General features: G+C 54.8%; 26 protein-coding genes and 1 riboswitch. Of the genes, 16 read left to right on the top strand and 10 right to left on the bottom strand.

All coding sequences use genetic code 11. The features are described 5' to 3' along the window. Positions 1-115: 115 nt before the first annotated feature. The gene (locus tag RTU33_RS10860) at positions 116-2,071 is read right to left on the bottom strand and encodes a bifunctional diguanylate cyclase/phosphodiesterase (protein ID WP_312627271.1); all 1,956 of its coding nucleotides are present in this window, start codon (positions 2,069-2,071) and stop codon (positions 116-118) included. 17 nt (positions 2,072-2,088) lie between these two features. Beyond that, positions 2,089-2,583, bottom strand: coding sequence for a molybdopterin-dependent oxidoreductase (locus RTU33_RS10855; protein WP_312627269.1), 495 nt, complete (start codon positions 2,581-2,583; stop codon positions 2,089-2,091). Positions 2,584-3,038: 455 nt separating this feature from the next. Here RTU33_RS10855 and catA point away from each other — a divergent pair, with 455 nt between their 5' ends. From catA to RTU33_RS10825, 6 genes are all read left to right on the top strand, one after another. Then, entirely contained in the window at positions 3,039-3,716 is a 678-nt protein-coding gene (gene catA / locus RTU33_RS10850) for a type A chloramphenicol O-acetyltransferase (protein WP_312627267.1), read from the top strand. A 235-nt stretch (positions 3,717-3,951) separates the two neighbouring features. Continuing rightward, positions 3,952-4,620: a transcriptional regulator CecR gene (gene cecR, locus RTU33_RS10845; protein WP_312627266.1), complete on the top strand. Its 669-nt coding sequence runs from the start codon at positions 3,952-3,954 to the stop codon at positions 4,618-4,620. Between the two features lie 4 nt (positions 4,621-4,624). Then, the gene (gene hlyD / locus RTU33_RS10840; RefSeq protein WP_312627265.1) at positions 4,625-5,620 is read left to right on the top strand and encodes a secretion protein HlyD; all 996 of its coding nucleotides are present in this window, start codon (positions 4,625-4,627) and stop codon (positions 5,618-5,620) included. Further along, positions 5,613-7,352: an ATP-binding cassette domain-containing protein gene (locus RTU33_RS10835; protein ID WP_312627264.1), complete on the top strand. Its 1,740-nt coding sequence runs from the start codon at positions 5,613-5,615 to the stop codon at positions 7,350-7,352. The genes hlyD and RTU33_RS10835 overlap by 8 nt, the downstream gene beginning before the upstream one ends. Then, a complete protein-coding gene (locus tag RTU33_RS10830; protein ID WP_312627263.1) occupies positions 7,342-8,475 on the top strand; it encodes an ABC transporter permease in 1,134 nt (377 codons plus the stop codon). The genes RTU33_RS10835 and RTU33_RS10830 overlap by 11 nt, the downstream gene beginning before the upstream one ends. 135 nt (positions 8,476-8,610) lie before the next feature. Further along, complete coding sequence (locus tag RTU33_RS10825) at positions 8,611-9,717, top strand: ABC transporter permease (RefSeq protein WP_312627262.1); 1,107 nt, start codon at positions 8,611-8,613, stop codon at positions 9,715-9,717. On the opposite strand, the gene RTU33_RS10820 is transcribed toward RTU33_RS10825, so the two are convergent. Beyond that, positions 9,679-10,089, bottom strand: a complete 411-nt coding sequence (locus RTU33_RS10820; RefSeq protein WP_312627261.1) for a YbhQ family protein — start codon at positions 10,087-10,089, stop codon at positions 9,679-9,681. The genes RTU33_RS10825 and RTU33_RS10820 overlap by 39 nt on opposite strands. Before the next feature lie 131 nt (positions 10,090-10,220). On the opposite strand from RTU33_RS10820, the gene RTU33_RS10815 reads away from it, so the two are divergent. From RTU33_RS10815 to RTU33_RS10805, 3 genes are read left to right on the top strand one after another with little or no spacing between them, the layout of a single operon-like run. Then, positions 10,221-10,982, top strand: a complete 762-nt coding sequence (locus RTU33_RS10815) for an endonuclease/exonuclease/phosphatase family protein (protein WP_312627260.1) — start codon at positions 10,221-10,223, stop codon at positions 10,980-10,982. Continuing rightward, positions 10,979-12,220: a cardiolipin synthase ClsB gene (clsB, locus tag RTU33_RS10810; RefSeq protein ID WP_312627259.1), complete on the top strand. Its 1,242-nt coding sequence runs from the start codon at positions 10,979-10,981 to the stop codon at positions 12,218-12,220. Before RTU33_RS10815 ends, clsB begins: the two co-directional genes overlap by 4 nt. After that, positions 12,220-13,185, top strand: coding sequence for a YbhN family protein (locus RTU33_RS10805; RefSeq protein ID WP_312627258.1), 966 nt, complete (start codon positions 12,220-12,222; stop codon positions 13,183-13,185). Before clsB ends, RTU33_RS10805 begins: the two co-directional genes overlap by 1 nt. A 172-nt stretch (positions 13,186-13,357) precedes the next feature. Here RTU33_RS10805 and RTU33_RS10800 read toward each other — a convergent pair whose 3' ends face one another. Beyond that, on the bottom strand, positions 13,358-13,588 hold the full coding sequence (locus RTU33_RS10800; RefSeq protein ID WP_312627257.1) for a hypothetical protein: 231 nt from the start codon (positions 13,586-13,588) through the stop codon (positions 13,358-13,360). A 351-nt stretch (positions 13,589-13,939) separates the two neighbouring features. On the opposite strand from RTU33_RS10800, the gene RTU33_RS10795 reads away from it, so the two are divergent. The 3 genes from RTU33_RS10795 (at position 13,940) to RTU33_RS10785 (ending at position 16,481) form a co-directional block, all read left to right on the top strand. Then, positions 13,940-14,485: a lipocalin family protein gene (locus tag RTU33_RS10795; protein ID WP_312627314.1), complete on the top strand. Its 546-nt coding sequence runs from the start codon at positions 13,940-13,942 to the stop codon at positions 14,483-14,485. A 93-nt stretch (positions 14,486-14,578) separates the two neighbouring features. Next, complete coding sequence (locus RTU33_RS10790) at positions 14,579-16,045, top strand: catalase (protein ID WP_312627255.1); 1,467 nt, start codon at positions 14,579-14,581, stop codon at positions 16,043-16,045. Between the two features lie 298 nt (positions 16,046-16,343). Continuing rightward, the gene (locus RTU33_RS10785) at positions 16,344-16,481 is read left to right on the top strand and encodes a hypothetical protein (protein ID WP_312627254.1); all 138 of its coding nucleotides are present in this window, start codon (positions 16,344-16,346) and stop codon (positions 16,479-16,481) included. 92 nt (positions 16,482-16,573) lie between these two features. On the opposite strand, the gene RTU33_RS10780 is transcribed toward RTU33_RS10785, so the two are convergent. The 6 genes from RTU33_RS10780 to moaA form a co-directional block, all read right to left on the bottom strand. Continuing rightward, entirely contained in the window at positions 16,574-17,278 is a 705-nt protein-coding gene (locus RTU33_RS10780; protein ID WP_312627252.1) for a Bax inhibitor-1/YccA family protein, read from the bottom strand. Positions 17,279-17,353: 75 nt separating this feature from the next. Further along, on the bottom strand, positions 17,354-17,806 hold the full coding sequence (gene moaE, locus RTU33_RS10775; RefSeq protein WP_312627313.1) for a molybdopterin synthase catalytic subunit MoaE: 453 nt from the start codon (positions 17,804-17,806) through the stop codon (positions 17,354-17,356). A gap of 2 nt (positions 17,807-17,808) precedes the next feature. Continuing rightward, positions 17,809-18,054: a molybdopterin synthase sulfur carrier subunit gene (gene moaD, locus RTU33_RS10770; RefSeq protein WP_312627251.1), complete on the bottom strand. Its 246-nt coding sequence runs from the start codon at positions 18,052-18,054 to the stop codon at positions 17,809-17,811. Then, entirely contained in the window at positions 18,047-18,532 is a 486-nt protein-coding gene (gene moaC / locus RTU33_RS10765) for a cyclic pyranopterin monophosphate synthase MoaC (RefSeq protein ID WP_312627249.1), read from the bottom strand. Before moaC ends, moaD begins: the two co-directional genes overlap by 8 nt. A gap of 3 nt (positions 18,533-18,535) precedes the next feature. Then, complete coding sequence (gene moaB / locus RTU33_RS10760) at positions 18,536-19,048, bottom strand: molybdenum cofactor biosynthesis protein B (protein WP_312627248.1); 513 nt, start codon at positions 19,046-19,048, stop codon at positions 18,536-18,538. 27 nt (positions 19,049-19,075) lie between these two features. Continuing rightward, on the bottom strand, positions 19,076-20,065 hold the full coding sequence (moaA, locus tag RTU33_RS10755) for a GTP 3',8-cyclase MoaA (RefSeq protein WP_312627247.1): 990 nt from the start codon (positions 20,063-20,065) through the stop codon (positions 19,076-19,078). Beyond that, a riboswitch (molybdenum cofactor riboswitch) is annotated at positions 20,051-20,182 on the bottom strand. It overlaps the preceding gene by 15 nt. 222 nt (positions 20,183-20,404) lie before the next feature. On the opposite strand from moaA, the gene yvcK reads away from it, so the two are divergent. The 4 genes from yvcK to pmrB all read left to right on the top strand — a co-directional run bounded on the left by yvcK (position 20,405) and on the right by pmrB (position 24,796). Further along, positions 20,405-21,313, top strand: a complete 909-nt coding sequence (yvcK, locus tag RTU33_RS10750) for a uridine diphosphate-N-acetylglucosamine-binding protein YvcK (RefSeq protein WP_312627246.1) — start codon at positions 20,405-20,407, stop codon at positions 21,311-21,313. Between the two features lie 93 nt (positions 21,314-21,406). Continuing rightward, entirely contained in the window at positions 21,407-23,047 is a 1,641-nt protein-coding gene (eptA, locus tag RTU33_RS10745; RefSeq protein WP_312627245.1) for a phosphoethanolamine transferase EptA, read from the top strand. Then, positions 23,048-23,719: a two-component system response regulator PmrA gene (gene pmrA / locus RTU33_RS10740; RefSeq protein WP_312627244.1), complete on the top strand. Its 672-nt coding sequence runs from the start codon at positions 23,048-23,050 to the stop codon at positions 23,717-23,719. Beyond that, complete coding sequence (pmrB, locus tag RTU33_RS10735; RefSeq protein ID WP_312627243.1) at positions 23,720-24,796, top strand: two-component system sensor histidine kinase PmrB; 1,077 nt, start codon at positions 23,720-23,722, stop codon at positions 24,794-24,796. The last annotated feature ends 209 nt before the right edge of the window (positions 24,797-25,005 follow it).

Here is a 25,005-nt window from a genome sequence, read left to right as displayed (position 1 = left end):
TTTTCAGAGTGGCTAAAGCTATACCTCAGGAATTTCCGTCAGTTAATCCCTACGCCAATGCGGGCTTGTGAGTGTCTGCTTTAAGCAAGGAGCCGGCGCTGGCGAAGGGGATGGCTCAGCCTCGCGCAGCGCCGTTCGGGATTAAACCATTTCTGATCTCCCCGGTGACACAGGGCTGAGGTTTACTAAACAGATATCCTTGTACGAAATCACAGCCCAGAGTCTGAAGACTTTCAAGCTGTTCCTGTGTTTCAACACCCTCTGCAACGGTCTTCATATTGAGAGACTTCGCCATGCCGGTGATGAGTTTGATGATATTCAGGGCGTCTTCCTGGGTCGATATCGACTGCACAAAGGATTTGTCTATTTTGATTTTATCGAACGCAAGTCGACTCAGCCGGGAAAGAGAAGAGTATCCGGTACCAAAATCGTCGATGGAGATTTGCACGCCCAGTGCTCTGAGCTTGTTAAGGGTATTCATCGGCGTTTTGCTCTCAATAAAGAGGGACGATTCAGTCACCTCCAGCTCAAGACGATCAGCCGGGAGCCCGGTTTCTTTCAGGACAGAGAGCACTATTCCGGCAAAGGCTTTGCTGCTTAGCTGGACAGGAGAGACATTCACGGAGATTTTAACCGGAACTGCCCAGGAAGCCGCTTCCCGACAGGCCATGCTAAGCACTGATTTCCCCACCTCGTTAATCATTCCTGTTTTTTCGGCAACAGGGATAAAGCTATCCGGCGACAAAATCCCCTTTCGCGGATGCACCCAACGAATAAGCGCTTCATAGCTGTAAATTTCCCGGCTGAACGAGTCGACAATCGGTTGATAATAAACCACGAACTCTTTATTCATTATCGCCAGGGCCATATCATGCTCAAGGGTTCTGCTTTCTTGCAGCTTGTCTAACATTCTCTGGCGGAAGACAGTAACCCTGCCAGCACCTTCATTTTTAGCTTCATAGAGGGCCAGGTCGGCTAATTTATAGAGATAATCAGAGCGACGTTCTGTTTCTGAGTTAACAATACCGACACAGGTGGTTATATTGATAATCGCGCTATAAATTGTGTAAGGCTGATTAATAGCATCACATATTTTTTGGGCCAGCGAAACAGCGTGACCTTCTGTCAAATCGCCAGAAATAAAGGCGAATTCATCCCCGCCTAAGCGATAAAACGTATCGGGATGAAAACTCATCGAGCCCAGACGCTGGGATATTTGACACAGCAACATATCACCCGCATCATGACCATAGGTATCATTGACTTCCTTGAACCTGTCCAGATCAAATAACATTACGGTCACAGCGCTGTTATTGCCTTCTGCCATTTTGATGGCTTCGTTTAAATTATCCCAGAAAAACAGCCTGTTACTCATCCCTGTAAGAGGGTCATGATAAACGTCATACTCCAGTCTGGCATTCTGCATTTGCAGCTTTTCTTTAGACTTCTGAAGCTCTTCCGCAAGTCCCCTGACCTGAAGATGTGCCTTCAAAATATTTCTGTTCTGATAAAAAATCAGCACACCCAGTATCGCACTCAGTATTATTAGCAACACTGAAATCGCGGAATAAACAGAGTACAGAGTTTGAATTTTGCTGTTGGCGTTGTTAATCAGGTTAACATCTTTATTTAAAGCACCGGATGAAAGACGGCTTAGTGGTGCATCAAGCGAATACATGGCCTTCAGATATACCTGAAGTTCCGGGCGACTCATGGTATCAAGGTGAGCATCGAGATAATTCAGCGTATTTTCGAGTTTTACAGCCAGTTCATGAAGTGATTTATGGCTATTGATATATTGGCCCAAATCACCTTCTTTCATCAAATCGCTCTGGCTGAGCATAATATCGAGGTGTAAGCGCACATCATCGAGTGTCATCGACTCATCGATAGTGTAAAGACCAAGCCATGATTCGAACCGGTAATACTCCGAAACCAGCTGTGCTGCAGACCATGAATTGGCGTAGTGCGTCAGTTTTTGTAGCTCTTGCTGCCTTTCGTGCACAAGAAAAGATATATATCCTGTGGATATAAAAAGGAAAAATATTATGGCAGCCAGTATTCTGTTCATGTTGTTCTTCTGAGCCTCTACTCAATGCTCATTTTGCTAACCTGCCAGGCTGACCTTGAATAAAAGACCTGATTATTCAGTTCAGGTTTGCTGTCATAGGGATAGACTATGAATAGCGGACCTTTATCGCGGACGCGCATGTATTCCCCATTGATTTTTAGGGCAAGAATGACATTGTATTTTTTGAAATCACTGAGAGGGATAACGGTGGTGTAGTCATTGAGCGCCGTCACCGTCACAACAGAACCTTTCGCCCCAACGTAATCCATCAGCTTTTGCATTGGAATACCCGTAAAGGTTGTGCGTCCATTGTACCAGGGAGAGGCGGTCTGGAAACTCACCATACCGAGCTTCTCGAGGCTCGCAATATCGAGAATAGCCTTACCATTTTCATTGGTATTTTCTATATTACCGGACAGCGTTAACAGGACTTTCCCGGCAGGTTTGGGAAGCTCGCCAGCCAAAATCTGCGTGGAGATCATAAAGCTTAACAGCATGACAATTAGCCGCATCTTAATCCACCTATCTACTGAATATTAAAGAATTATAATTTAGCTCGTGCTATTTATACATGCAGCCTGGCTAATAACAATGCATTAAGCAAATATATAATTTAATTCATAAAAATCAATGCATTAACGCACCACTCGCTCTTTGTGATTGATTATTCAAGGGCGGAGCTGTTATTCAAGGCGCAGCTAACCTCACAGGGAGAGTACAAAAAACGAGCTGAGGGGTTAGTCAGTGCCAGCAAATTCATACAAACATTAAGGTTTATTGATTTGTGCAGGCTCAGGGCAGCGTTGATTTGCAGAGGGATGGCTTTGTTGCATAAATCGAGCTTTTGCCAGATGCGCTCTTCTCGCAAATGCTTCACTACCCAAACGATTTGGGACTGCAGGCCAGATTAATTCATGAAAAACTTCAGCTAACATCTGATCTATGACTGCGAATCAAAGGTTAAAAAATGAAAGAAACCACGGCAAACTATACGTCTGTTGATCTGTCTCGTTGGGCAAGAAAGGAACATTTTGAAGTTTTTCAGTCCTTTGCTCAAAGTACAATTAACCAAACCGTTCTGTTAGACATTACCTTGCTGCTAAAAAACATCAAAGAAGTTGGCTGGAAATTTTACCCAACGATGATTTTCCTGCTTTCAAAAATCGTAAACCGGCACACTGAGTTCCGTATGGCCATGAAAAATAATGAGCTTGTTATATGGAATGAGGTGCATCCAATGTATACCATTTTCCATAATGAAACGGAGACCTTTTCATCATTATGGAGTCACTACGATGGCAATATTCATCACTTCCAGAGCGTCTATTCAGAGGACGTTGCACGCTATGGTAATAATCTTTCTTATTGGCCGAAAGAAGAGTCCCTGGAAAATGTATTTTTCGTATCGGCTATTCCCTGGGTAAGCTTTACCAGCTTTAATATCAATATTGCTAACATGCAGAATTTTTTTGCTCCCATGTTCACTGTTGGGAAATATTACAAACAAGATGAAAAGGTATTGTTACCTCTCGCCGTTCAGGTACATCACTCCGTGTGCGATGGTTTCCATGTAGCAAGACTTATCAATGAATTACAGGACGAGTGTAATGACTTGCTGCACCACCCAGAGGAACCCGCTTCGTAATGCGCTAAAAGCTGTGAAAGTCTGCTTTTACAGAGGGCGGGCAGCAAGGAACGCTGTCATCTCTGCCAGAAACGAAGAGCTGCCCTGTTAGATTACTCCACTCCTCAACCCCCTCCTCCCGTAGCCGCTCGCCCTCTGCTAAAGCGACCCACAAAACAATTCGGCAAACGAAGTGGACAAGCCGAAAAAACAGTCATAATCTTAATCAATCGATTGATTAACTTTCAGAGACCCGATGAATACCACGCCAATCACCAGCAAGGGCGAACAGGCCAAAAGCCAGCTGATTGCCGCCGCTATCGCCCAGTTCGGCGAATATGGCCTGCATGCCACAACCCGCGACATTGCCGCGCTGGCGGGACAAAACATCGCCGCTATCCCCTACTATTTCGGCTCGAAAGAAGATCTTTATCTCGCCTGCGCCCAGTGGATCGCTGATTTTATCGGCAACCACTTTCGCCCTCTCGCCGAGGCGGGCGAAGCGCTGCTGAGCAAGCCTTCGCCAGACAAAACCGCGATCCGCACGCTGATTCTTCAGGCCAGCCAGAATATGATCCTGCTGCTGACCCAGGACGAAACGGTCAACCTCAGTAAGTTTATCTCGCGCGAGCAACTTTCGCCTTCCCCCGCCTATCAGCTGATTCACGATCGGGTCATCGCCCCGCTCCATGCACATCTGACGCGGCTCATTGCGGCTTATACCGGGCGAAGTCCAACGGACACGGACACCATTTTGCATACCCATGCCCTGCTCGGGGAAATCCTCGCCTTCCGCCTCGGGCGTGAAACTATTTTGCTGCGCACCGGCTGGACCCAGTTTGATGAAGAAAAAACGGAACGCATTTTCCAGGTGATTACCTGCCATATCGATCTCTTGCTCAACGGATTAACGCAAAGGAGCTGAAGTCATGAAGAAACCCATCATCCTCGGTCTGGTTGTCGCAGTGATTGTCGCCGCGATTGCCGCGGGCGCATTCTGGTATCAGAGCAGTAAGGACACTGGCCTGACCCTTTACGGCAACGTCGATATCCGCACCGTGAATATGAGCTTCCGCGTCGGAGGCCGTTTGCAGGCATTACAGGTGGATGAAGGCGATGCGGTGAAAGCCGGGCAAACCCTCGGTGAGCTCGACCACGCGCCGTATGAAAATGCGCTGATGCAGGCTAAAGCCAACGTGGCTGCCGCCAAGGCGAAGTACGATTTGCTGATGGCGGGCTATCGTGATGAGGAAATTGCCCAGGCCGCCGCTGCCGTGCGTCAGGCACAGGCCGCTTACGACTACGCGCAGAACTTTTATCAGCGCCAGCAAGGCCTGTGGAAAAGCCGCACCGTCTCCGCCAACGATTTAGAAAACGCTAAATCCGCGCGCGACCAGGCTCAGGCAACGCTGAAATCGGCACAGGATAAGCTCAGCCAGTATCACGCCGGTAATCGTCCGCAGGAAATCGCCCAGGCGAAAGCCAGCCTCGAACAGGCCCAGGCGCAGCTTGCCCAGTCGCAGCTGGATTTGCAGGACACCACCCTGCTCGCCCCGTCCGAAGGCACTATCCTGACCCGTGCCGTTGAGCCGGGCAGCATGCTAAACGCGGGCAGCACGGTGCTGACGCTCTCTCTTACCCGCCCGGTGTGGGTGCGTGCCTACGTCGATGAAAGCAACCTGAACCAGGCTCAGCCTGGACGTACGCTGCTGCTCTACACCGACGGTCGCCCGGATAAGCCTTATCACGGCAAAATCGGCTTCGTGTCACCAACGGCAGAATTCACGCCAAAAACTGTCGAGACTCCTGACCTGCGCACCGACCTGGTTTATCGCCTGCGCATTATCGTGACGGATGCCGACAGCGCGCTGCGCCAGGGCATGCCGGTGACCGTCAAGTTTGCGCAGGGAGAGACGCATGAATGAAGCGGTGATTAAGCTCGACGGGCTTATCAAACGCTTTGCCGGTATGGATAAGCCTGCGGTTGCCCGGCTCGACTGCACCGTTCAGACCGGTTATGTCACCGGCCTGGTCGGTCCGGACGGTGCGGGAAAAACCACGCTGATGCGTATGCTCGCGGGTCTGCTCAAGCCGGACGAAGGCAAAGTCAGCGTGATCGGCTACGACCCTATCGATGACAACAGCGCCCTGCACGCGGTACTCGGCTATATGCCGCAAAAATTTGGCCTGTATGAAGATTTAACGGTGATGGAAAACCTGACGCTGTATGCCGATCTGCGCAGCGTCACCGGTGAGCAGCGCGAAAAAACCTTCGCCAGACTGCTGGAATTTACTTCTCTTGGTCCCTTCACCGGACGCCTGGCGGGCAAGCTTTCCGGCGGCATGAAGCAGAAGCTGGGACTTGCCTGTACCCTCGTCGGCGAACCGAAAGTGCTGCTGCTGGATGAACCCGGCGTGGGCGTCGACCCGATTTCCCGCCGCGAGCTGTGGCAGATGGTGCACGAGCTGGCAGGCGACGGAATGCTGATCCTCTGGAGCACCTCTTACCTTGATGAAGCAGAGCAGTGCCGGGACGTGCTGCTGCTGAACGAAGGTGAGTTGCTTTATCAGGGCGAGCCGAAAGCGCTGACCGATACCATGCGCGGGCGAAGCTTCCTGATGAACAGCCCGGTTGAGAACAACCGTCGGCTGTTACAGCGGGCGCTGAAGCTGCCGCAGGTCAGCGATGGAATGATCCAGGGCCGTTCGGTGCGGCTTATCCTCACTAAAGAGGCCACCGCCGAACAGATTCGCCATGCCGACGGCATGCCGGAGATGGAGATAGAGGAAACGCCGCCACGCTTTGAGGACGCCTTTATCGATCTGCTGGGCGGCGCAGGCACCTCTGAATCTCCGCTGGGCGCCATTCTGCACACCGTGGACGGTACGCCTGGCGAAACGGTAATAGAAGCCAAAGAGCTCACCAAAAAATTCGGTGATTTCGCCGCCACCGATCGCGTGAATTTTGCCGTGAAGCGCGGAGAGATTTTTGGCCTGCTTGGCCCTAACGGAGCGGGTAAATCTACCACCTTTAAAATGATGTGCGGTCTGCTGGTGCCCACGTCCGGCAAAGCGCTGGTGCTGGATATGGATCTGAAAGTCAGCTCCGGCAAGGCGCGCCAGCATCTGGGCTATATGGCGCAGAAATTTTCGCTGTACGGCAATCTGACGGTCGAACAAAACCTGCGCTTCTTCTCCGGCGTATATGGCCTGCGCGGCAGCGCCCAGAACGAAAAAATCACCAAAATGAGCGAGGCGTTTGGCCTGAAAAGCATCAGCAGCCACGCGACGGACGATTTACCGCTCGGCTATAAGCAGCGGCTGGCGCTGGCCTGCTCGCTGATGCACGAGCCCGATATTCTGTTTCTCGACGAACCCACCTCCGGCGTGGACCCGATTACCCGCCGGGAGTTCTGGTTGCATATCAACAGCATGGTGGAAAAAGGCGTGACGGTGATGGTCACCACGCACTTTATGGATGAAGCCGAGTACTGTGACCGTATCGGCCTGGTCTATCGCGGCAAGCTTATCGCCAGCGGCACGCCGGATGATTTAAAGGCCCAGGCAGCGGGCGCCGAAGCCAGCGATCCGACAATGGAGCAGGCGTTCATTACGCTTATCAACGACTGGGATAAGGAGCATCACGATGTCCGGTAGCGTGCTTTCCTGGCGACGCGTGCGCGCCCTGTGCGTGAAAGAGACGCGGCAGATTGTCCGCGACCCCAGCAGCTGGCTGATTGCGGTGGTCATCCCACTGATGCTGCTGTTTATCTTCGGCTACGGCATTAACCTCGACTCCAGCAAGCTGCGGGTCGGCATTCTGCTGGAACAACAAAGCGAAGAGGCGCTGGACTTCGCCCACACCATGACCGGCTCACCGTACATTGACGCCACGCTCAGCGATAACCGCCAGGAGCTGATTCAGAAAATGCAGGCCGGGCGCATCCGTGGCCTGGTGGTGATCCCGGTGAACTTCGCCGCACAGATGAACCGTGCGGGCGATACCGCGCCGCTACAGGTAATCACCGACGGCAGCGAGCCGAACACCGCCAACTTCGTGCAGGGCTACGTACAGGGAATATGGCAAATCTGGCAGATGCAGCGGGCGGAAGACAGGGGTGAATCCTTCGAGCCGCTGATTGACGTACAGCTACGCTACTGGTTTAACCCGGCGGCCATCAGCCAGCACTTCATTATTCCCGGGGCAATTACGATCATCATGACGGTGATCGGCGCGATCCTGACGTCACTGGTGGTCGCCCGCGAATGGGAGCGCGGCACCATGGAAGCGTTGCTGTCCACCGAAGTCACCCGCGCCGAGCTGCTGCTGTGCAAGCTCATTCCCTATTACTTCCTCGGCATGCTGGCGATGGGGCTGTGCATGCTGGTCTCGGTGTTCATCATGGGCGTGCCGTACCGCGGCTCGCTGCTGGTCCTGTTTTTAATCACCAGCCTGTTTTTGCTGAGCACGCTGGGCATGGGCCTGCTGATTTCGACTATTACGCGCAATCAGTTTAACGCCGCTCAGGTGGCGCTGAACGCCGCGTTTTTACCGTCCATTATGCTGTCCGGGTTTATTTTTCAGATAGACAGCATGCCCGCAGCCATTCGCGCGGTGACGTACGTTATTCCGGCCCGCTATTTCGTCAGCACGCTGCAAAGCCTGTTTCTCGCCGGGAACATTCCGGTGGTGCTGATGGTGAACACGCTGTTTTTGATTGCCTCGGCGGTGATGTTTATCGGCCTGACGTGGCTGAAAACGAAGCGTCGGCTCGATTAATTTGCCCGGTGGCTGATTGCCCGGTGGCGGCTAACGCCTTACCAGGCCTACAAACCGGGCCTACGGTGATATCAATTTTGTAGGTCGGGTCAGGCGCAGCCGCCACCCGACAATTGAGAAATCAAGGGAGAAACGATGTTTCATCGCTTATGGACGCTGATCCGTAAAGAGCTACAGTCGCTGCTGCGCGAACCGCAAACCCGCGCCATTCTGATCATACCCGTACTGATTCAGGTGCTACTGTTCCCGTTCGCCGCCACGCTTGAGGTGACCAACGCCACCATCGCCATTTATAACGAAGACAGCGGTAAACACGCGGTGGAGCTGACCCAGCGCTTCGCCCGTGCGAAGGCGTTCACCCACGTGCTGCTCCTGCGCAGCCCGCAGGACATCCAGACGACCATCGATACGCAAAAAGCCCTGCTGGTAATACGTTTCCCGGCGGATTTTTCACGCAATCTCGACAGCGGACAGACCGCGCCGATGCAGCTGCTGCTCGACGGACGCAACTCCAACAGCGCGCAGATCGCCGCCAACTATCTCCAGCGCATCGTTGAGGAGTACCAGCAGGAACTGCTCGACGGCCAACCGAAGCCGAACAACAGCGAACTGGTGGTGCGCAACTGGTATAACCCGAATCTGGACTACAAGTGGTTCGTGGTGCCGTCGCTGATTGCGATGATCACCACCATCGGGGTGATGATTGTGACGTCGCTGTCCGTCGCCCGCGAGCGCGAACAGGGTACGCTCGATCAGCTGCTGGTATCGCCGCTCGCCACCTGGCAAATCTTCGTTGGCAAGGCGGTGCCCGCGCTGATTGTCGCGACCTTCCAGGCAAGCATCGTGCTGGCGGTGGGCATCTTCGCCTATCAGATTCCGTTTGCCGGATCGCTTTTACTCTTTTACTTCACCATGCTGGTGTACGGGCTCTCACTGGTGGGATTCGGGCTGCTGATTTCCTCGCTGTGCGAAACGCAGCAGCAGGCGTTTATCGGGGTGTTTGTGTTTATGATGCCCGCCATTCTGCTCTCGGGCTACGTCTCGCCGGTAGAGAATATGCCGGTGTGGCTACAGGACGTGACGTGGATTAACCCGATTCGCCACTTTACGGACATTACCAAGCAGATTTACCTGAAGGATGCGAGCTTTGACATCATTTGGGGAAGCCTGTGGCCGCTGCTGGTGATAGCGGCCACGACGGGTTCAGTGGCGTACGCGATGTTTCGGCGAAACGTGGCGTAGCTTTTTGTCTTTGGTGAGCAGCGAGAGCAGCGCAGGCCCGGCCAGGATCACCACGCCGGCCAGCGCCAGCAGCAGGTTGTTGTGCAGCACGCGTGACAGCAGCCACAACACGATCACCGCCGCCCCGAAATACCAGGTGGTGGTGAGCTCTTCAAGAAAATCTCCTGTTTCGCGCCAACGCGCCTCGTGGTGGCGCTGGAGGGCCAGCATAAAGATCACCGTCAGCGCATAAAGGGCACAAAGCCCAAGCCCCACCTTCACCAGAGAGCCGCCCATCCAGCCCATCACCAGCGCGGCCACTACCAGCAAATGCAATACAATCTGCCAGCAGCTCAGGCCCGTTGCGACACGAATTCGTTGTTGCCACTTCATGTCCTTCCTCCCGAAGCATTTTCAACTGTAACTGAGAGTACCGGACTTTACGGAAAATTCCGTATCACCGCACCTTTTTGTGACGGCTACTACACTATTTTATTCAGGACAGTGATGCGAACAGGACAATTATGACGCAACAGTCGCACCGTTTTTCATTAAAAATTCTGACGATCAACACCCACAAAGGGTTTACCACGTTTAATCGTCGCTTCATTTTACCCGAGCTGCGGGACGCCGTTCGCGCCGTCGGGGCTGATATCGTCTGCTTGCAGGAAGTGCTGGGCGCACACGATGCGTGGTCGCTGCGCGTGGAGAACTGGCCAAACACCAGCCACTACGAATTTCTTGCCGATACGCTTTGGCAGGATTACGCCTACGGGCGCAACGCGGTGTATCCGGAAGGCCATCATGGCAATGCCGTACTGTCGCGTTTTCCTATCACCCACTTTGAGAATCTGGATATTTCCGTCGGCGAGAGTGAAAAACGCGGGCTGCTTTATTGCCGCATCTCCCCGCCAGAACTGAGCACTTCCGTTCACGTCATTTGCGTCCATCTCGGCCTGCGCGAGGCGCATCGTCAGGCTCAGTTGACTATGCTCAGCGAGTGGGTAAATGGCCTGCCGCACAACGAACCCGTCCTGGTCGCGGGGGATTTCAACGACTGGCGGCTGCGGGCAAGCCTGCCGCTAAAACGCGACGCCGGGCTTGAGGAGATCTTTACCACGGCAACTGGTCGCCCGGTGCGCACCTTCCCGGTGAGCTTCCCACTCCTGCGCCTCGACAGGATTTATGTAAAAAACGCACATGCCAGCCACCCGACGACGCTACCGCTTCGGGAGTGGCGGCATCTGTCTGACCATGCGCCGCTGAGCGCGGAGATTCACCTATGAAATGCGGCTGGCGTGAAGGCAATCAGATACGGCTGCTGGAAAACGGCGATGAGTATTATCCGGCGGTGTTCACGGCTATCGAGCAGGCCCGACAAAAAATTATCCTCGAAACCTTTATCTGGTTTGAAGATGCGGTCGGCTGGCAGCTGCATGACGCGCTGCTGCAGGCGGCACGTCGCGGCGTCAGCATTGAGGTGCTGTTGGACGGCTACGGCTCGGCGGATCTCAGCGACAGCTTCGTCGGCGAACTGACGGCAGCAGGCGTGGTGTTCCGCTATTACGATCCTCGCCCTCGTCTGTTCGGCATGCGCACCAACCTCTTTCGTCGCATGCACCGCAAAATTGTGGTTGTCGACGGCACGGTGGCGTTTGTCGGCGGCATTAACTTCTCCGCAGAGCATATGTCCGACTACGGCCCGGAGGCCAAGCAGGATTACGCCGTGCGCGTTGAAGGGCCCGTAGTGCAGGATATCCTGCAATTTGAGGTGGAAAACCTGCCAGGAAACGCCGACGCGCGCCGCTTCTGGCATCGTCGCCATCGCCCGGAAGCAAATCGCACGCCTGGCGAGGCCCAGGCGCTGTTCGTCTGGCGCGATAACCACGACCATCGCGACGATATCGAACGCCATTATCTGCAAATGCTGGCGCATGCGAAGCGGGAGGTGATTATCGCCAACGCCTATTTCTTTCCCGGCTATCGCCTGCTGCATGCCATGCGCAAGAGTGCCCGCCGGGGCGTGACGGTCAAACTGGTGGTTCAGGGAGAGCCTGATATGCCGATTGTGAAAGTGGGTGCCCGCCTGCTGTACCGCTATCTGCTCAAAGGCGGCGTGAAGATATTTGAATACCGACGACGACCGCTGCACGGCAAGGTGGCGTTGATGGACGACAGGTGGGCGACGGTGGGCTCCAGCAATCTCGATCCGCTCAGCCTGTCGCTCAACCTTGAGGCCAACCTGATCGTCCACGATCGGGCGTTCAACCACACGCTGCGTGAAAACCTGAACAATATCATCGCCCATGACTGTCAGCAGGTCGACAGCTCAATGGTGCCGGAGCGGAGCTGGTGGAACCTGACCCAAAGCGTGCTGGCCTTCCACTTCCTGCGTCATTTCCCGGCGGTGATCGGCTGGCTACCGGCCCACACGCCGAAAATGGCGCAGGTGCCGCCGCCTGAACAGAGCTCGCTGGAGACGCAGGATCGATACGATCCCGAAAACCCGGGAGTCAAACCCTGATGGCCGGGGCTCATCCGCGCTGGCGCATTGCCAAAAAAATCCTGACCTGGCTGTTCTTGCTGGCCGTTGCCGTATTGCTGGTGCTGTATGCCCGGAAGGTCGACTGGCAGGAGGTGTGGCAGGTTGTACGCAGCTATAACCGCATCGTGCTGCTGAGCGCCGTGGCGCTGGTCATTGTCAGCTACGTGCTCTATGGCTGTTACGATCTGCTGGGCCGGGCATACTGTGGGCATAAGCTCGCAAAACGCCAGGTGATGCTGGTGTCCTGTATCTGCTATGCCTTCAACCTGACGCTCAGCACCTGGGTGGGCGGCATCGGGATGCGCTATCGGCTCTACTCGCGGCTCGGTCTGCCCGGCGCCACCATCACCCGGATCTTCTCCCTGAGCATCGCCACCAACTGGCTGGGCTATGTTCTGCTCGGCGGCATTATTTTCTCCATCGGCGTGGTTGAGCTGCCCGCACACTGGTATATCAGCGACGGCACGCTGCGGCTTATCGGCGGCGCGCTGTTACTGATGATTGCCGTTTATCTGTGGGGCTGCGCGTTCGCCAGACGGCGTCATCTGACCATCAAAGGCCAAAAGCTGGTGCTGCCCTCCTGGCGATTCGCTCTGCTGCAGATGGCTATCTCCAGCGCCAACTGGATGGCAATGGGGGCTATAATCTGGCTGCTGCTCGGCAAAGAGGTGGACTATTTCTTCGTGCTGGGCGTGCTGCTGGTCAGTAGCATTGCCGGCGTCATCGTACATATCCCAGCAGGCATCGGCGTACTGGAGGCCGTATTTATTGCCCTTCTGGCGGGTGAACACACCACGCAGGGAAAAATTATTGCCGCGCTGCTGGCTTATCGGATGCTCTATTTCTTTATCCCGCTGGCGCTGGCGACGGTGGGATACCTGTGGCTCGAGGGGCGGGCGAAGAAGTTAAAAGCGAAGAATGAGAAGGTCATGGCGAAGTCATAGCCATCATGCTGGCGCCCAGGTGAAATCACCAACCGGTACGCCGTAAAAAAAACGCCGTTCGGACAGAACGGCAACGATCAAGGCTAACAGAGGAACAGAGAGAATGGATTCGGTCGAAAGCGCCGTCGTAGCGAACACGAACAAGGCTGAGCGCTTACAGAAAATTAAGTCGTTAGTGAACCGGGTCTGCTGATGAGATTACCGGATTTTTTTGCCGTATCAGTTTCAGCATTTGCCAGTACAAATCCTGCAATATCGCGTTATGTTCGGTTTTCATGCGCTCAACGATAATGGTCTGAAGCACGCCAGGGCTCATTTGCCCATAGTCCGCCATCGCCCTTCGTTCAACGCTTCGAAACAGCTCACAGCTAAAAAGGTAGCGCTCCGGGATTGAGTTTTTCATTTTTCCGTCCGACTTAATGATTTTATGTTTCTTGTCTCGCTTTTTCCGTTCAACAGCCAACATCGATATTGGACAACCGGGTTACACCAGGCTGCCCGTATTTCAACCGTGTCATTAAACTTAGCAAAATTGTACGAAATATGTGTACAGAATCATGATTTATTTTCACGTAAAAGTAATTATTCATTTAAATCAGCACAATGATTTAGTTTAGCTGTGATCTATCTCTCACGTCTTGTACAAGGCGATGAAGCCGCTGTGCTAAATGAAAATTCCGATTCTTCCCCGTTTTACTGTCCTTCTCTTATTCCCTCCTACACTGGAATGACGCATTTCAACAAGGATAAGAATATGAAGCTAAGGCACGTTGCCACAGGGTTTGGCGCTTTATTAGCCCTCGTCGCTTGTCGCTCTCCCGGCTTGCCTGATGGGATCGCGCCGGTCGAACATTTTGATGCCAAACGCTACCTCGGCAAATGGTATGAAATCGCGCGATTTGATGACTATTTTGAGCGCGGACTGAATAACGTCGCTGCGGATTATTCAATGAACAGTGACGGCTCCATCCGGGTCATTAACCGGGGATTCGACCCGCAGAAAAGGAAATGGAAGCAGAGTGAAGGGAAAGCGCGATTTGTCGGTTCTCAGGATGTGGCAGCGCTGAAAGTCTCTTTCTTTGGGCCCTTCTATGCGGGGTATAACGTGATCGCCATCGACCCGGATTATCAATACGCCCTGGTGGCCGGGCAGAATCGTGATTATTTATGGATCCTTTCACGCACGCCAGACATGCCGCCAGAGGTCAGGAAAAGCTATCTCGATATCGCTAAAGCGAAGAATTTCCCGGTAAATCAACTGATCTGGGTCAAGCACGATAATTCTGCAAAATCTACCTGACAGGCATTTCTGAACTTGTTGTTCAGCTGAGTGGACTACGCTTGAGTCTGTATTTGTAAATACCTACAACAAGACCCGTCAGAGGACACTTTCATGAGCAATAACGTCAATAAGCCGACGACAAACGATGCTGGCATCCCGGTAGCCAGCGATGAACATTCCCTTACCGTCGGTGCGGATGGCCCGATACTGCTTCACGATCATTACCTGATTGAGCAGATGGCAGCCTTCAACCGGGAACGAATCCCTGAGCGCCAGCCTCATGCGAAAGGCAGCGGTGCCTTTGGCCATTTTGAGGTGACGGAAGACGTCAGTCGCTTCACCCGTGCGGCTCCTTTCCAGCCGGGAGTGAAAACTGAGGTTGTGGTGCGCTTCTCCACGGTCGCGGGCGAGCGTGGAAGTCCGGATACCTGGCGCGACCCACGTGGATTTGCCATCAAATTCTACACCACTGAGGGCAATTTTGATCTGGTGGGAAACAACACGCCGGTATTCTTCGTTCGCGATCCCATGAAATTCCAGCATTTCATCCGCTCGCAAAAGCGCCGGGCCGATAACAATCTTCGCGACCACGACATGCAATGGGATTTCTGGACGCTGTCACCGGAGTCCGCGCATCAGGTCACCTACCTCATGGGAGACAGGGGGATCCCTAAAAGCTGGCGTCATATGAATGGCTATTCAAGTCATACGTACATGTGGGTCAATGCCAGTGGGGAAAAGTTCTGGGTCAAATACCATTTCAAAACCGATCAGGGGATCGACTTTCTGACTCAGGAGGAAGCAGACAAGCTGGCCGGACAGGATGGCGATTATCACGTACGGGATCTGTTTAACGCGATTAAAGACGGTAATTTCCCGAGCTGGACGCTGTATATGCAAATCATGCCAATGGCCGAAGCAGAGCATTATCGCTTTAACCCCTTCGATTTGACCAAAGTCTGGCCGCATGACGATTATCCGCTGATTAAAGTGGGTAAACTCACCCTCGATCGCAATCCGACGGATAATCATGCGCAAATTGAGCAGGCCGCGTTTGAGCCGAATAACCTGATTCCGGGCACCGGGCTGAGCCCGGACAAGATGCTGATTGGCCGCATTTTTGCCTATGCAGATGCCCACAGAGCGCGGCTTGGGGTGAACTATAAGCAGATCCCGGTCAACGCCCCTAAGTCCCCGGTTAACAGCTACAGCAAGGATGGCGCAATGCGAATCACGCCGGTGTCGGATCCGGTTTATGCCCCCAATTCAAAAGGCGGCCCTTCCGCCGAGGGAAATTCGCTGCCCGTCGATTCAACCTGGCCCGTTCAGGGGGAAATGGTGCGTGCTGCCTATACGTTGCGTAAGGATGATGATGATTTTGGTCAGGCCAATGCCCTTATTAATAAGGTCATGGATGAAGCGGCGCGTGAACGGCTTGTCAACAACGTCGCAGGCCACCTGCTGGACGGCGTGGAGGAACCGGTACTGTCTCGCGCATTTGAATACTGGCGTCAGATAGATCTTAAAACGGGCGACAGAATTAAGCAGAAAGTCATGAGTCAGAAAACCAAACCCTGACCTGTACCCCCTGATGTATGGCGCCTTCGGGCGCTATACGCCCTGACACAGGAACGTTTGGCACATCTTCCGCCCCCTCCCGCTTCGTATGGCTTGTTCATCATGTCTCCCTATACTTATCAGGCAGCATCATGCTGCTAACTCTACTGGAGTAATCCATGAAACATAACGCTTTGAACGTTAATAAAGATCTGCCGAAAACCCCAGATAAGATGCCGAAAGATAAAGACAAAAACCCTCAGAAAGGCAAAAAATAGTCTTTTGCGCATCATTAACCGGATTGTTCAATGGAGGTCATATGCCAGAACGTTCAGAAGGGGTGGACCCTGTTCCTGTTGATGAGCCGCTTCCTGGTGATACAGTGCCGGATATTCCCGATCCCATCGACCCTTTGGATCCGGGCATACCGGATGAGGTTGACCCGCCGCTAAGGTAAAAGGGCTCAACGCAGCTGTGAAACCGCCTTCGGGCGGTTTTTCCATGTTCAGGATAGGTGCCCTTCCCCACACGGGAGAAGGGCCAGAGGGATCAGCGACGGTTGCCCATAATGCGCAGCAGCATCAGGAACAGGTTGATGAAGTCGAGATAGAGGGTCAGCGCGCCGAGAATAGCGTACTTACGCAGGTTACTGCTGTCACGGGTATCAATCTGTTCACCGATCATTTTCAGCTTCTGGGTGTCGTACGCCGTCAGGCCCACGAACACCACCACGCCGATATAGGTCACCGCCCACATCAGCGGCGTGCTTTTCAGCCAGATGTTCACCAGAGACGCCAGAACGATACCAATCAGCGCCATAAACAGCATTTTGCCCATGCCGGTGAGATCGCGCTTAGTGGTGTAACCGTACAGGCTCATCGCGCCGAACATTCCCGCCGTCACGATAAAGGTGCTGGCGATAGAACTGTAGGTGTAGGCGAGGAAAATACTGGAAAGCGTGAGCCCTGTTAGCGCCGAATAGAGCATAAACAGCGTGGTGGCGAGGCCTGCGCTCAGGCGTTGAACCATTCCGGAAAGCACAAAGACCAGCGCCAGCTGGGCGATGATAAGGCCAAAGAAGGTGATTTTGCTGGAGAAGACGAACATCATTACCGCAGGCGTGTTCGCCGCAAACCACGCCACGAACGCCGTCAGCAGCAGCCCGCAGGTCATCCAGCCATAAACCTGCGCCATATAGGTTTGCAGGCCAGAGCGCGCCTGCACGATTGAATCGGGACGCGTATATCGGTCCATGATGAATACCTCTGAATAAGTGGGTGTTCTGTAAGCGTATCACAAGCCCGGATCGAGCAAGTCTGAAAACGTGTTTTACCAGCGCTTTGCCGCTTCCTGGTCGCTTTCGCGTGACTCCACCCAACGCTCGCCTTCCGGCGTCGCTTCTCGTTTCCAGAACGGCGCGCGCGTTTTCAGGTAATCCATGATGAATTCCCCGGCGGCGAAGGCGCTGCCGCGGTGCACGCTTGTCACGCCAACGAACACAATCTCTTCGCCGGGCCACATTTCGCCGATGCGGTGAATCACCGTCACGCGGCCTAAACGCCAGCGCCCGCGAGCTTCTTCGACGATTTCCGCCAGCGCTTTCTCCGTCATGCCCGGATAGTGCTCAAGCGTCAGGGCCTTCACGCTGTCGCCAAGGTTATGATTACGCACCTTTCCGGTGAAGGTCACCACCGCGCCGTCTTCATCACGCTCCGCGAGCCAGCCGTATTCCGTGCCGACGTTAAAGCGCTCCGGGCTGACGCGAATAAGGGTTTCGCTCATCATCAGCCTCCTGTCACCGGCGGGAAGAACGCCACTTCGTCGCCGTCCGCGATGGGGTGAGAACTCTCCACCAGCGTCTGGTTAACGGCGGTAAGCAGCTTGCCCTCTTCCAGCGCCAGCTCCCAGCGAGAACCCTGCGCAGCCAGTTCCTGACGCAGCGCTTCCACGGTTGTTGCCTGGGTGTCCAGCGCCAGTGAATCAGCCCCCACCAGCTCGCGCACCTGGGCGAAAAATAAAACCTTAATCATCTGCTTCCGCCCTGAAGTCTCCGGATTTACCCCCGCTTTTCGCCAGCAGGCGCAGCGGGCCAATCACCATGTCCTTTTGCACCGCTTTACACATGTCGTAGATGGTCAGCGCCGCCACCGACGCGGCGGTGAGCGCTTCCATTTCGACGCCGGTTTTCCCGGTGAGGCGGCACAGCGATTCAATGCGCACCCGGCTATGCTCCGGCTGTGCCTGAAGGTTGACCTCCACTTTGCTGAGCATCAGCGGATGGCACAGCGGGATCAGGTCCCAGGTTCTTTTCGCCGCCTGAATGCCTGCGATGCGGGCGGTGGCGAAGACGTCGCCTTTGTGGTGGCTACCGTCGATAATCATGGCTAGCGTTTCCGGCATCATGGTGACGAAGGCTTCGGCGCGGGCTTCGCGCACCGTTTCCGCTTTGGCGGAGACGTCCACCATATGAGCTTCACCGGCGGCGTTAATATGCGTCAGTTGCGACATGGCTTATTTCTTTAAATGAGGGTGGAAATTACACGGGCGGGTACGCGCATCAAGCTGCGGCGCGATGATGTTCTCCCACGCGGTACGGCACGCTTTGGTCGAACCCGGCATGGCAAAAATCAACGTCTGGTTTGCCACGCCCGCAATGGCACGGGATTGCAGTGTGGAAGTGCCAATCTCCTCAAAGGAAAGCATACGGAACACTTCACCAAACCCTTCCACTTCACGGTCAAACAGCGGGCGCAGCGCTTCCGGGGCCTGATCGCCGTCGGTAAACCCGGTGCCGCCGTTTATCAGCACCACCTGCACGTCGTCACGGGCAATCCATGCGGAAACCTGGGCGCGAATGGCGTAGCGATTCTCTTTTACGATGGCTTTATCGACGATGGTGTGCCCCGCGTCGTGCGCGACTTCCCGCAGATAGTGCCCGGACGTGTCGTCCTCTTCGCCGCGACGGCTGGACACGGTCAGAATAGCGATACGGGTCGGCGTAAATTCAGCACTGACCTGACTCATGATAAACCTCCATATTCTTTGAACGGCTCAGCCGCCGATGTAGGACAAATTCCGGGTGATGCCGGTCTGGCCCTGATGCAGGAAATGGGTCTGCTTTTTCTGCGCCAGTGCTTCAGAAATACGCGCTTCCAGCTCAGGCTGTTGCGCATCCTCGGCCAGCAGATCGCGAAGATCCACACCGCCATCGCCAAACAGGCACAGGTGCAGTTTACCCACGGAAGAAACGCGCAGGCGGTTGCAGCTGGCGCAGAAGTCTTTTTCATAGGGCATGATAAGCCCTATTTCCCCGGCGTAATCGGGGTGGCAGAAGACCTGCGCCGGGCCGTCGCTGCGGCTTCGAATCTGGTGGATCCAGCCACGCTTAAGCAGCTCATCGCGCAGGACTATGCCGGAAATGTGATGCTTGCGGAACAGGTCACTGCCCTCGCCGGTCTCCATCAATTCGATGAAGCGCAGCTGGATTGGGCGCGGTTTGATCCATTCAAGGAAGGTGTCGAGCTGATGGTGATTCACGTCGCGCATCAGCACGGTATTCACCTTCACTTTGGCAAACCCGGCGGTGAAGGCGGCGTCAATGCCGTCCATCACCTGCTGAAATTTGTCCTGCCCGGTGATGGCGTGAAACTGGCGGGCGTCGAGGCTGTCGACGCTGACGTTGATGTGCGTCAGCCCGGCATCGCGCCAGCTCTGCGCATCGCGCGCCAGGCGGTAGCCGTTGGTAGTGACGGCAATCTGGCGAATCGCTTCGTTTTCACGCACGGTGGCAATGATGTCGGTGAAATCACGTCGCAGCGAAGGTTCGCCGCCGGTCAGGCGCACTTTTTCGGTGCCCATTGCGGAAAACGCACGGGTCACGCGGCGCACTTCATCGATGGAGAGAAAGCCGTTATTGCTCACCGCGCCCGGCTGGTAGCCGTTCGGCAGGCAATAGGTGCAGCGGAAGTTGCACACATCGGTAATCGACAGACGCAAATAGTAGAACTTGCGCGCGAAAGCATCGGTCAGTTGTTGGGCCATACACCTTTCCAGATACGGGAGGCACAGTCATTTCTTCCTGTACCCTGGTGACATCGTCACGGCCAGAGCGCCATATCCACAGACTTAGGCGCAAGGGCTAGAGTGTCGCTTCAGACTTCGAAGCAGGTTAAGCCGATAGTAGCGCGTAAATGACATATTCGCCATTTCACCTTTTCGCTATATAATCTTATATATAACGAGCCTATCGTGCAATTTCGCTACAGAATACGCAAAAATCATGCTTTTGCATTGATATGCGTCATTTTGATGGGATCCGCCGATCGTCTTTTAGGGGTAGTTACGCTAAGCTCACAGCGACCGTTACTGATAAGGAATACTATGCGCAATCGTACTTTTGCGGATCTCGACCGCGTTGTCGCCCTCGGCGGTGGCCACGGTCTGGGGCGAGTGATGTCCTCCCTCTCCTCTCTGGGTTCGCGCCTGACAGGTATTGTCACCACCACCGATAACGGTGGCTCCACGGGCCGCATTCGTCGCGCCGAAGGCGGGATCGCCTGGGGAGATATGCGCAACTGCCTTAACCAGTTAATTACCGAACCGAGCGTGGCTTCGGCAATGTTTGAGTATCGTTTTGGCGGTAATGGCGAACTTTCCGGGCATAACCTCGGAAATCTGATGTTAAAGGCGCTGGATCACCTGAGCGTAAGGCCTCTTGAGGCGATCAATTTGATCAGAAATCTGCTGAAAGTGGATTCTGCGCTGATTCCGATGTCGGAAGTGCCGGTGGATCTGATGGCGGTTGACGACGAAGGCCATGAAATCTACGGTGAAGTGAATATCGACCAGCTCAGGCTGCCGCCAAAAGAGCTGATGTTGACGCCGTCGGTCCCCGCAACCCGCGAAGCGATCCAGGCCATTGCGGAGGCAGACTTAATTCTCATCGGGCCCGGCAGCTTCTACACCAGCCTGATGCCCATTTTGCTGCTGAACGACATGGCACAAGCGTTGCGCCGGACGCCCGCCCCGATGGTCTATATCGGCAATCTGGGGAAAGAACTCAGCCCCGCCGCCGCCAGCCTGTCGCTGAAGGATAAGCTGGCGCTGATGGAGCATTACGTCGGCAAACCGGTGATTGATGCCGTGGTGGTTGGCCCCAAAGTGGACGTCGCGGGCATGGAAAACCGCGTGGTCATTCAGGCACCGCTTGAAGCCAGCGATATACGCTACCGTCACGACCGCCACCTGCTGCGCGAGGCGCTGGAGCAAGCCATTCAGGCCCTTGGCTAAGGCAGCATGTCGGGCAGCTTTCCTTAAGTTCTTAAGGTTGTCTTAAAGCTGGGCTGTCATCCTGCCGTCATCTTAGCCTTGCGGATGATCCTGATGTCACGTTTTGCTTTACGTCGCCCCGCGATGGGGCACGTTTTCTACCTTGTGCTGTTTGCCCTTTATATCGCGCTGTTTCTGAACGTTGCCTTCTTTAAGCAGGCGTTTTCATTGCTGCCTGTTGATTCCCTGCATAACGCGCTGGTATTTGCCACTATGCCGCTGGTGCTGTTTTGCATCATCAATATCCTGGTGACGCTGGCCTCCCTTCTGTGGCTTGACCGGCTGGTCATCAGCCTGTTTATCCTGCTGAGCGCCGCCGCCCAGTACTTCATCATGACCTTCGGCGTGATCATTGATCGCTCGATGATCACCAATATTATCGACACCACGCCCGCCGAAAGCTTCGCCCTGATGTCGGGCAAACTGGTGCTGACGCTGGCGACAACCGGTCTGCTGGCGGTGGTCATCGCCTGGTGGATTAAGCTGAAAAAGCCCGCCAGCCCCTTGCGCAGCCTGACATTGCGCGTGGGCAGTATTGTGGTGTCGGCGCTGGTTATCATGGCCGTCGCGCTGCTGTTCTACAAAGATTACGCCTCGCTGTTTCGCAATAACAAAGAGCTGGTGAAATCCATTAACCCGTCGAACAGCATCGTTGCGGTCAACTCCTGGTATGCCCACAATCGCCTTGCTCATCTGCCGCTGGTGCACATCGGCGAAGACGCTAGCCAAAAACCGGAAATGAAAAACGGCCCGCGCCATAACCTCACCATTCTGGTACTCGGTGAAACGTCCCGCGCGGAGGACTTCTCCCTCGGTGGCTACGCCCGTGAAACCAACCCGCGCCTGAAGCAGGACAACGTGGTCTATTTTCCGAATACCACATCCTGCGGCACCGCCACGGCGATATCCGTGCCCTGCATGTTCTCCAACATGCCGCGCGCACATTATGACGAGCAGCTGGCGCAGCATCAGGAAGGTCTGCTGGATATCATTCAGCGAGCGGGCATCAATGTGCTGTGGAATGAAAACGACGGCGGATGCAAAGGTGCCTGCGATCGTGTGCCGCACCAGGACATGACTCGCCTGAACTTACCGGGTCAGTGCATAGACGGCGAATGCTACGACGACGTGCTGTTCCATGGCCTTGAAGAGTATATCGACAACCTGAAGGGCGACGGCGTGATTGTGCTCCACACTATCGGCAGCCACGGCCCGACCTATTACAACCGCTATCCAAAAGAGCGCCGTGTCTTCAGCCCGACCTGCGACAGCAACGAAATCCAGAACTGCACCAAAGAGCAGCTGGTGAACACCTACGACAACACTATCGTCAACGTGGATTACATTGTCGATAAGGCCATTAAGCTGCTGCAGTCCAGACAGAACCGCTTCACCACAAGCCTGGTGTATCTGTCCGATCACGGTGAGTCACTTGGTGAAAACGGGGTCTATCTGCATGGCCTGCCGTATTCCATCGCGCCGGATACGCAAAAACATGTGCCGATGCTCATCTGGCTGTCGGATGACTATCAGCAGCGCTACAACGTGAATTACGCCTGCCTGAAAAACGATGCACAGGCGAACCACTATTCGCAGGATAATCTGTTCTCAACCATGTTAGGCTTGGCGGGCGTCAGCACGAAAGAGTATCAGGCAAGCGACGATATCCTGACGCCGTGCAGAGGAGCGAAGTAAATGAAAGTGCTGGTGGTGGAAGACGATGCATTGCTGTTACAGGGACTGATCCTCGCAATGCAGAGCGAAGGCTACGTCTGCGACGGGGTGACTACCGCGCACGAAGCGGCGCTGTGCCTTGCTAACGGGCACTACAGCCTGATCGTGCTCGATCTGGGCTTGCCCGATGAAGACGGGCTGAGTTTCCTCACCCGCATTCGTCGGGAGAAAATTAGCCTGCCGGTGCTCATTCTTACGGCTCGCGATACCGTCGCCGACCGCATCGCCGGTCTCGACACCGGTGCCGATGACTATCTGGTGAAACCGTTCGCCCTGGAAGAGCTTAACGCCCGCGTACGCGCCCTGCTGCGCCGTCATAACAATCAGGGTGATAACGAAATCAACATTGGCGATCTGCACCTCAATATCACGCGCCGTCTCGTCTCCCTTGGCGATGCGCCGCTTGAGCTGACGCCGAAAGAGTACGCCCTGCTCTCGCGCCTGATGGCCAAAGCGGGCAGCCCGGTACACCGGGAAGTGCTTTATAACGACATCTACAGCTGGGATAACGAACCGTCGACCAATACGCTGGAGGTGCATATCCACAACCTGCGCGACAAAATTGGGAAATCCCGTATTCGCACGGTGCGCGGCTTCGGTTACATGCTGGTGAAAACCCACGAGGACGCGTAAATGAAGCTACCGGCGATCCTCAATATTCAGTGGACCATGCGCCGCCAGCTGCTGCTGACCATCGCCACCATTCTGCTGGTTTGCCAGCTCATCAGCGTGTTCTGGCTGTGGCATGAAAGCCAGGAGCAAATCCAGCTGCTGGTACAAAGCGCCGTGAACGGGCACAACAACCACAAGCATATCGAGCATGAAGTGCGGGAGGCCGTCGCCAGCCTGCTGATCCCCAGCATGCTTATCATTGGCCTGGCGCTGTGGATTTGTCTGCAGGCGGTGAAGCGCATCACCCGCCCGCTTTGGCATCTTCAGCAGGAGCTCAACAGCCGCACGCCGGACAACCTTCAGCCCATCGAGCTGCCGCAGTCGGTCAGCGAAGTGGACGCCGTCACCTCGGCCATTAACCAGCTTGTCGAACGCCTCAACATGACGCTGGAGCGTGAACGCCTGTTTACCGCCGACGTCGCTCATGAGCTACGCACGCCGCTCGCGGGGCTACGCCTGCATCTGGAGCTGATGGCGAAATCTCACAGCGTCATGGTTGATCCGCTACTGCAGCGACTCGATCAGATGACGCAGAGTATCTCCCAGCTGCTGCAGCTGGCGCGCGTGGGGCAATCTTTTTCGGCGGGTACCTACCAGCAGGTGCCGCTGGTGCAAGGGGTCGTTTTGCCGATTCAGGACGAGCTGGAGACCATGCTCAGCCTGCGAGGCCAGAAGTTACAATTGCCCTCAGAAGATCGGGATGTGACCGTCTCAGGTGACGCGACGCTGCTGCGGGTACTGCTGCGGAATTTGGTGGAAAATGCTCACCGCTACAGCCCGGAAAACGCCACCATCACCATTCTGGTGGAAGCAGGCATGCTGGCGGTGGAAGATGAAGGACCGGGCATTGATGAGGCCAAAAGCGGCGAACTCAGCAAAGCGTTCGTGCGCATGGACAGCCGCTACGGCGGGATTGGGCTTGGGCTGAGTATTGTTACCCGCATCGCTCAACTGCACGATGCGCAGTTCTTCCTCCATAACCGCAGGCCTGGGCCAGGCGTGAAAGCGTGGGTTAAATTTCCGCGCAGAACGCGCTGATCAGTAAGTCAGGATCCACTGATGAAAGAAGGCAATGACGATCAGAAAGGCAACGAGTACGATCAGAGCAGTTGAAAAGTTTGCTTTAGGCATGGCGCTATCCTCATTAAAGTGAGGACAGTATCGCTAAAGAAGATTAACCCAACATTAAGGTCCCGGGAACGTTGTGTGACCGGGACCTTATTTTTTTATTCGTTGCCCGGCGGCGC

This window comes from Scandinavium sp. (genome assembly GCF_032012665.1).
Taxonomy (GTDB): Bacteria; Pseudomonadota; Gammaproteobacteria; order Enterobacterales; family Enterobacteriaceae; genus Scandinavium.
This window is presented reverse-complemented; position numbering and strand designations above follow the sequence as displayed.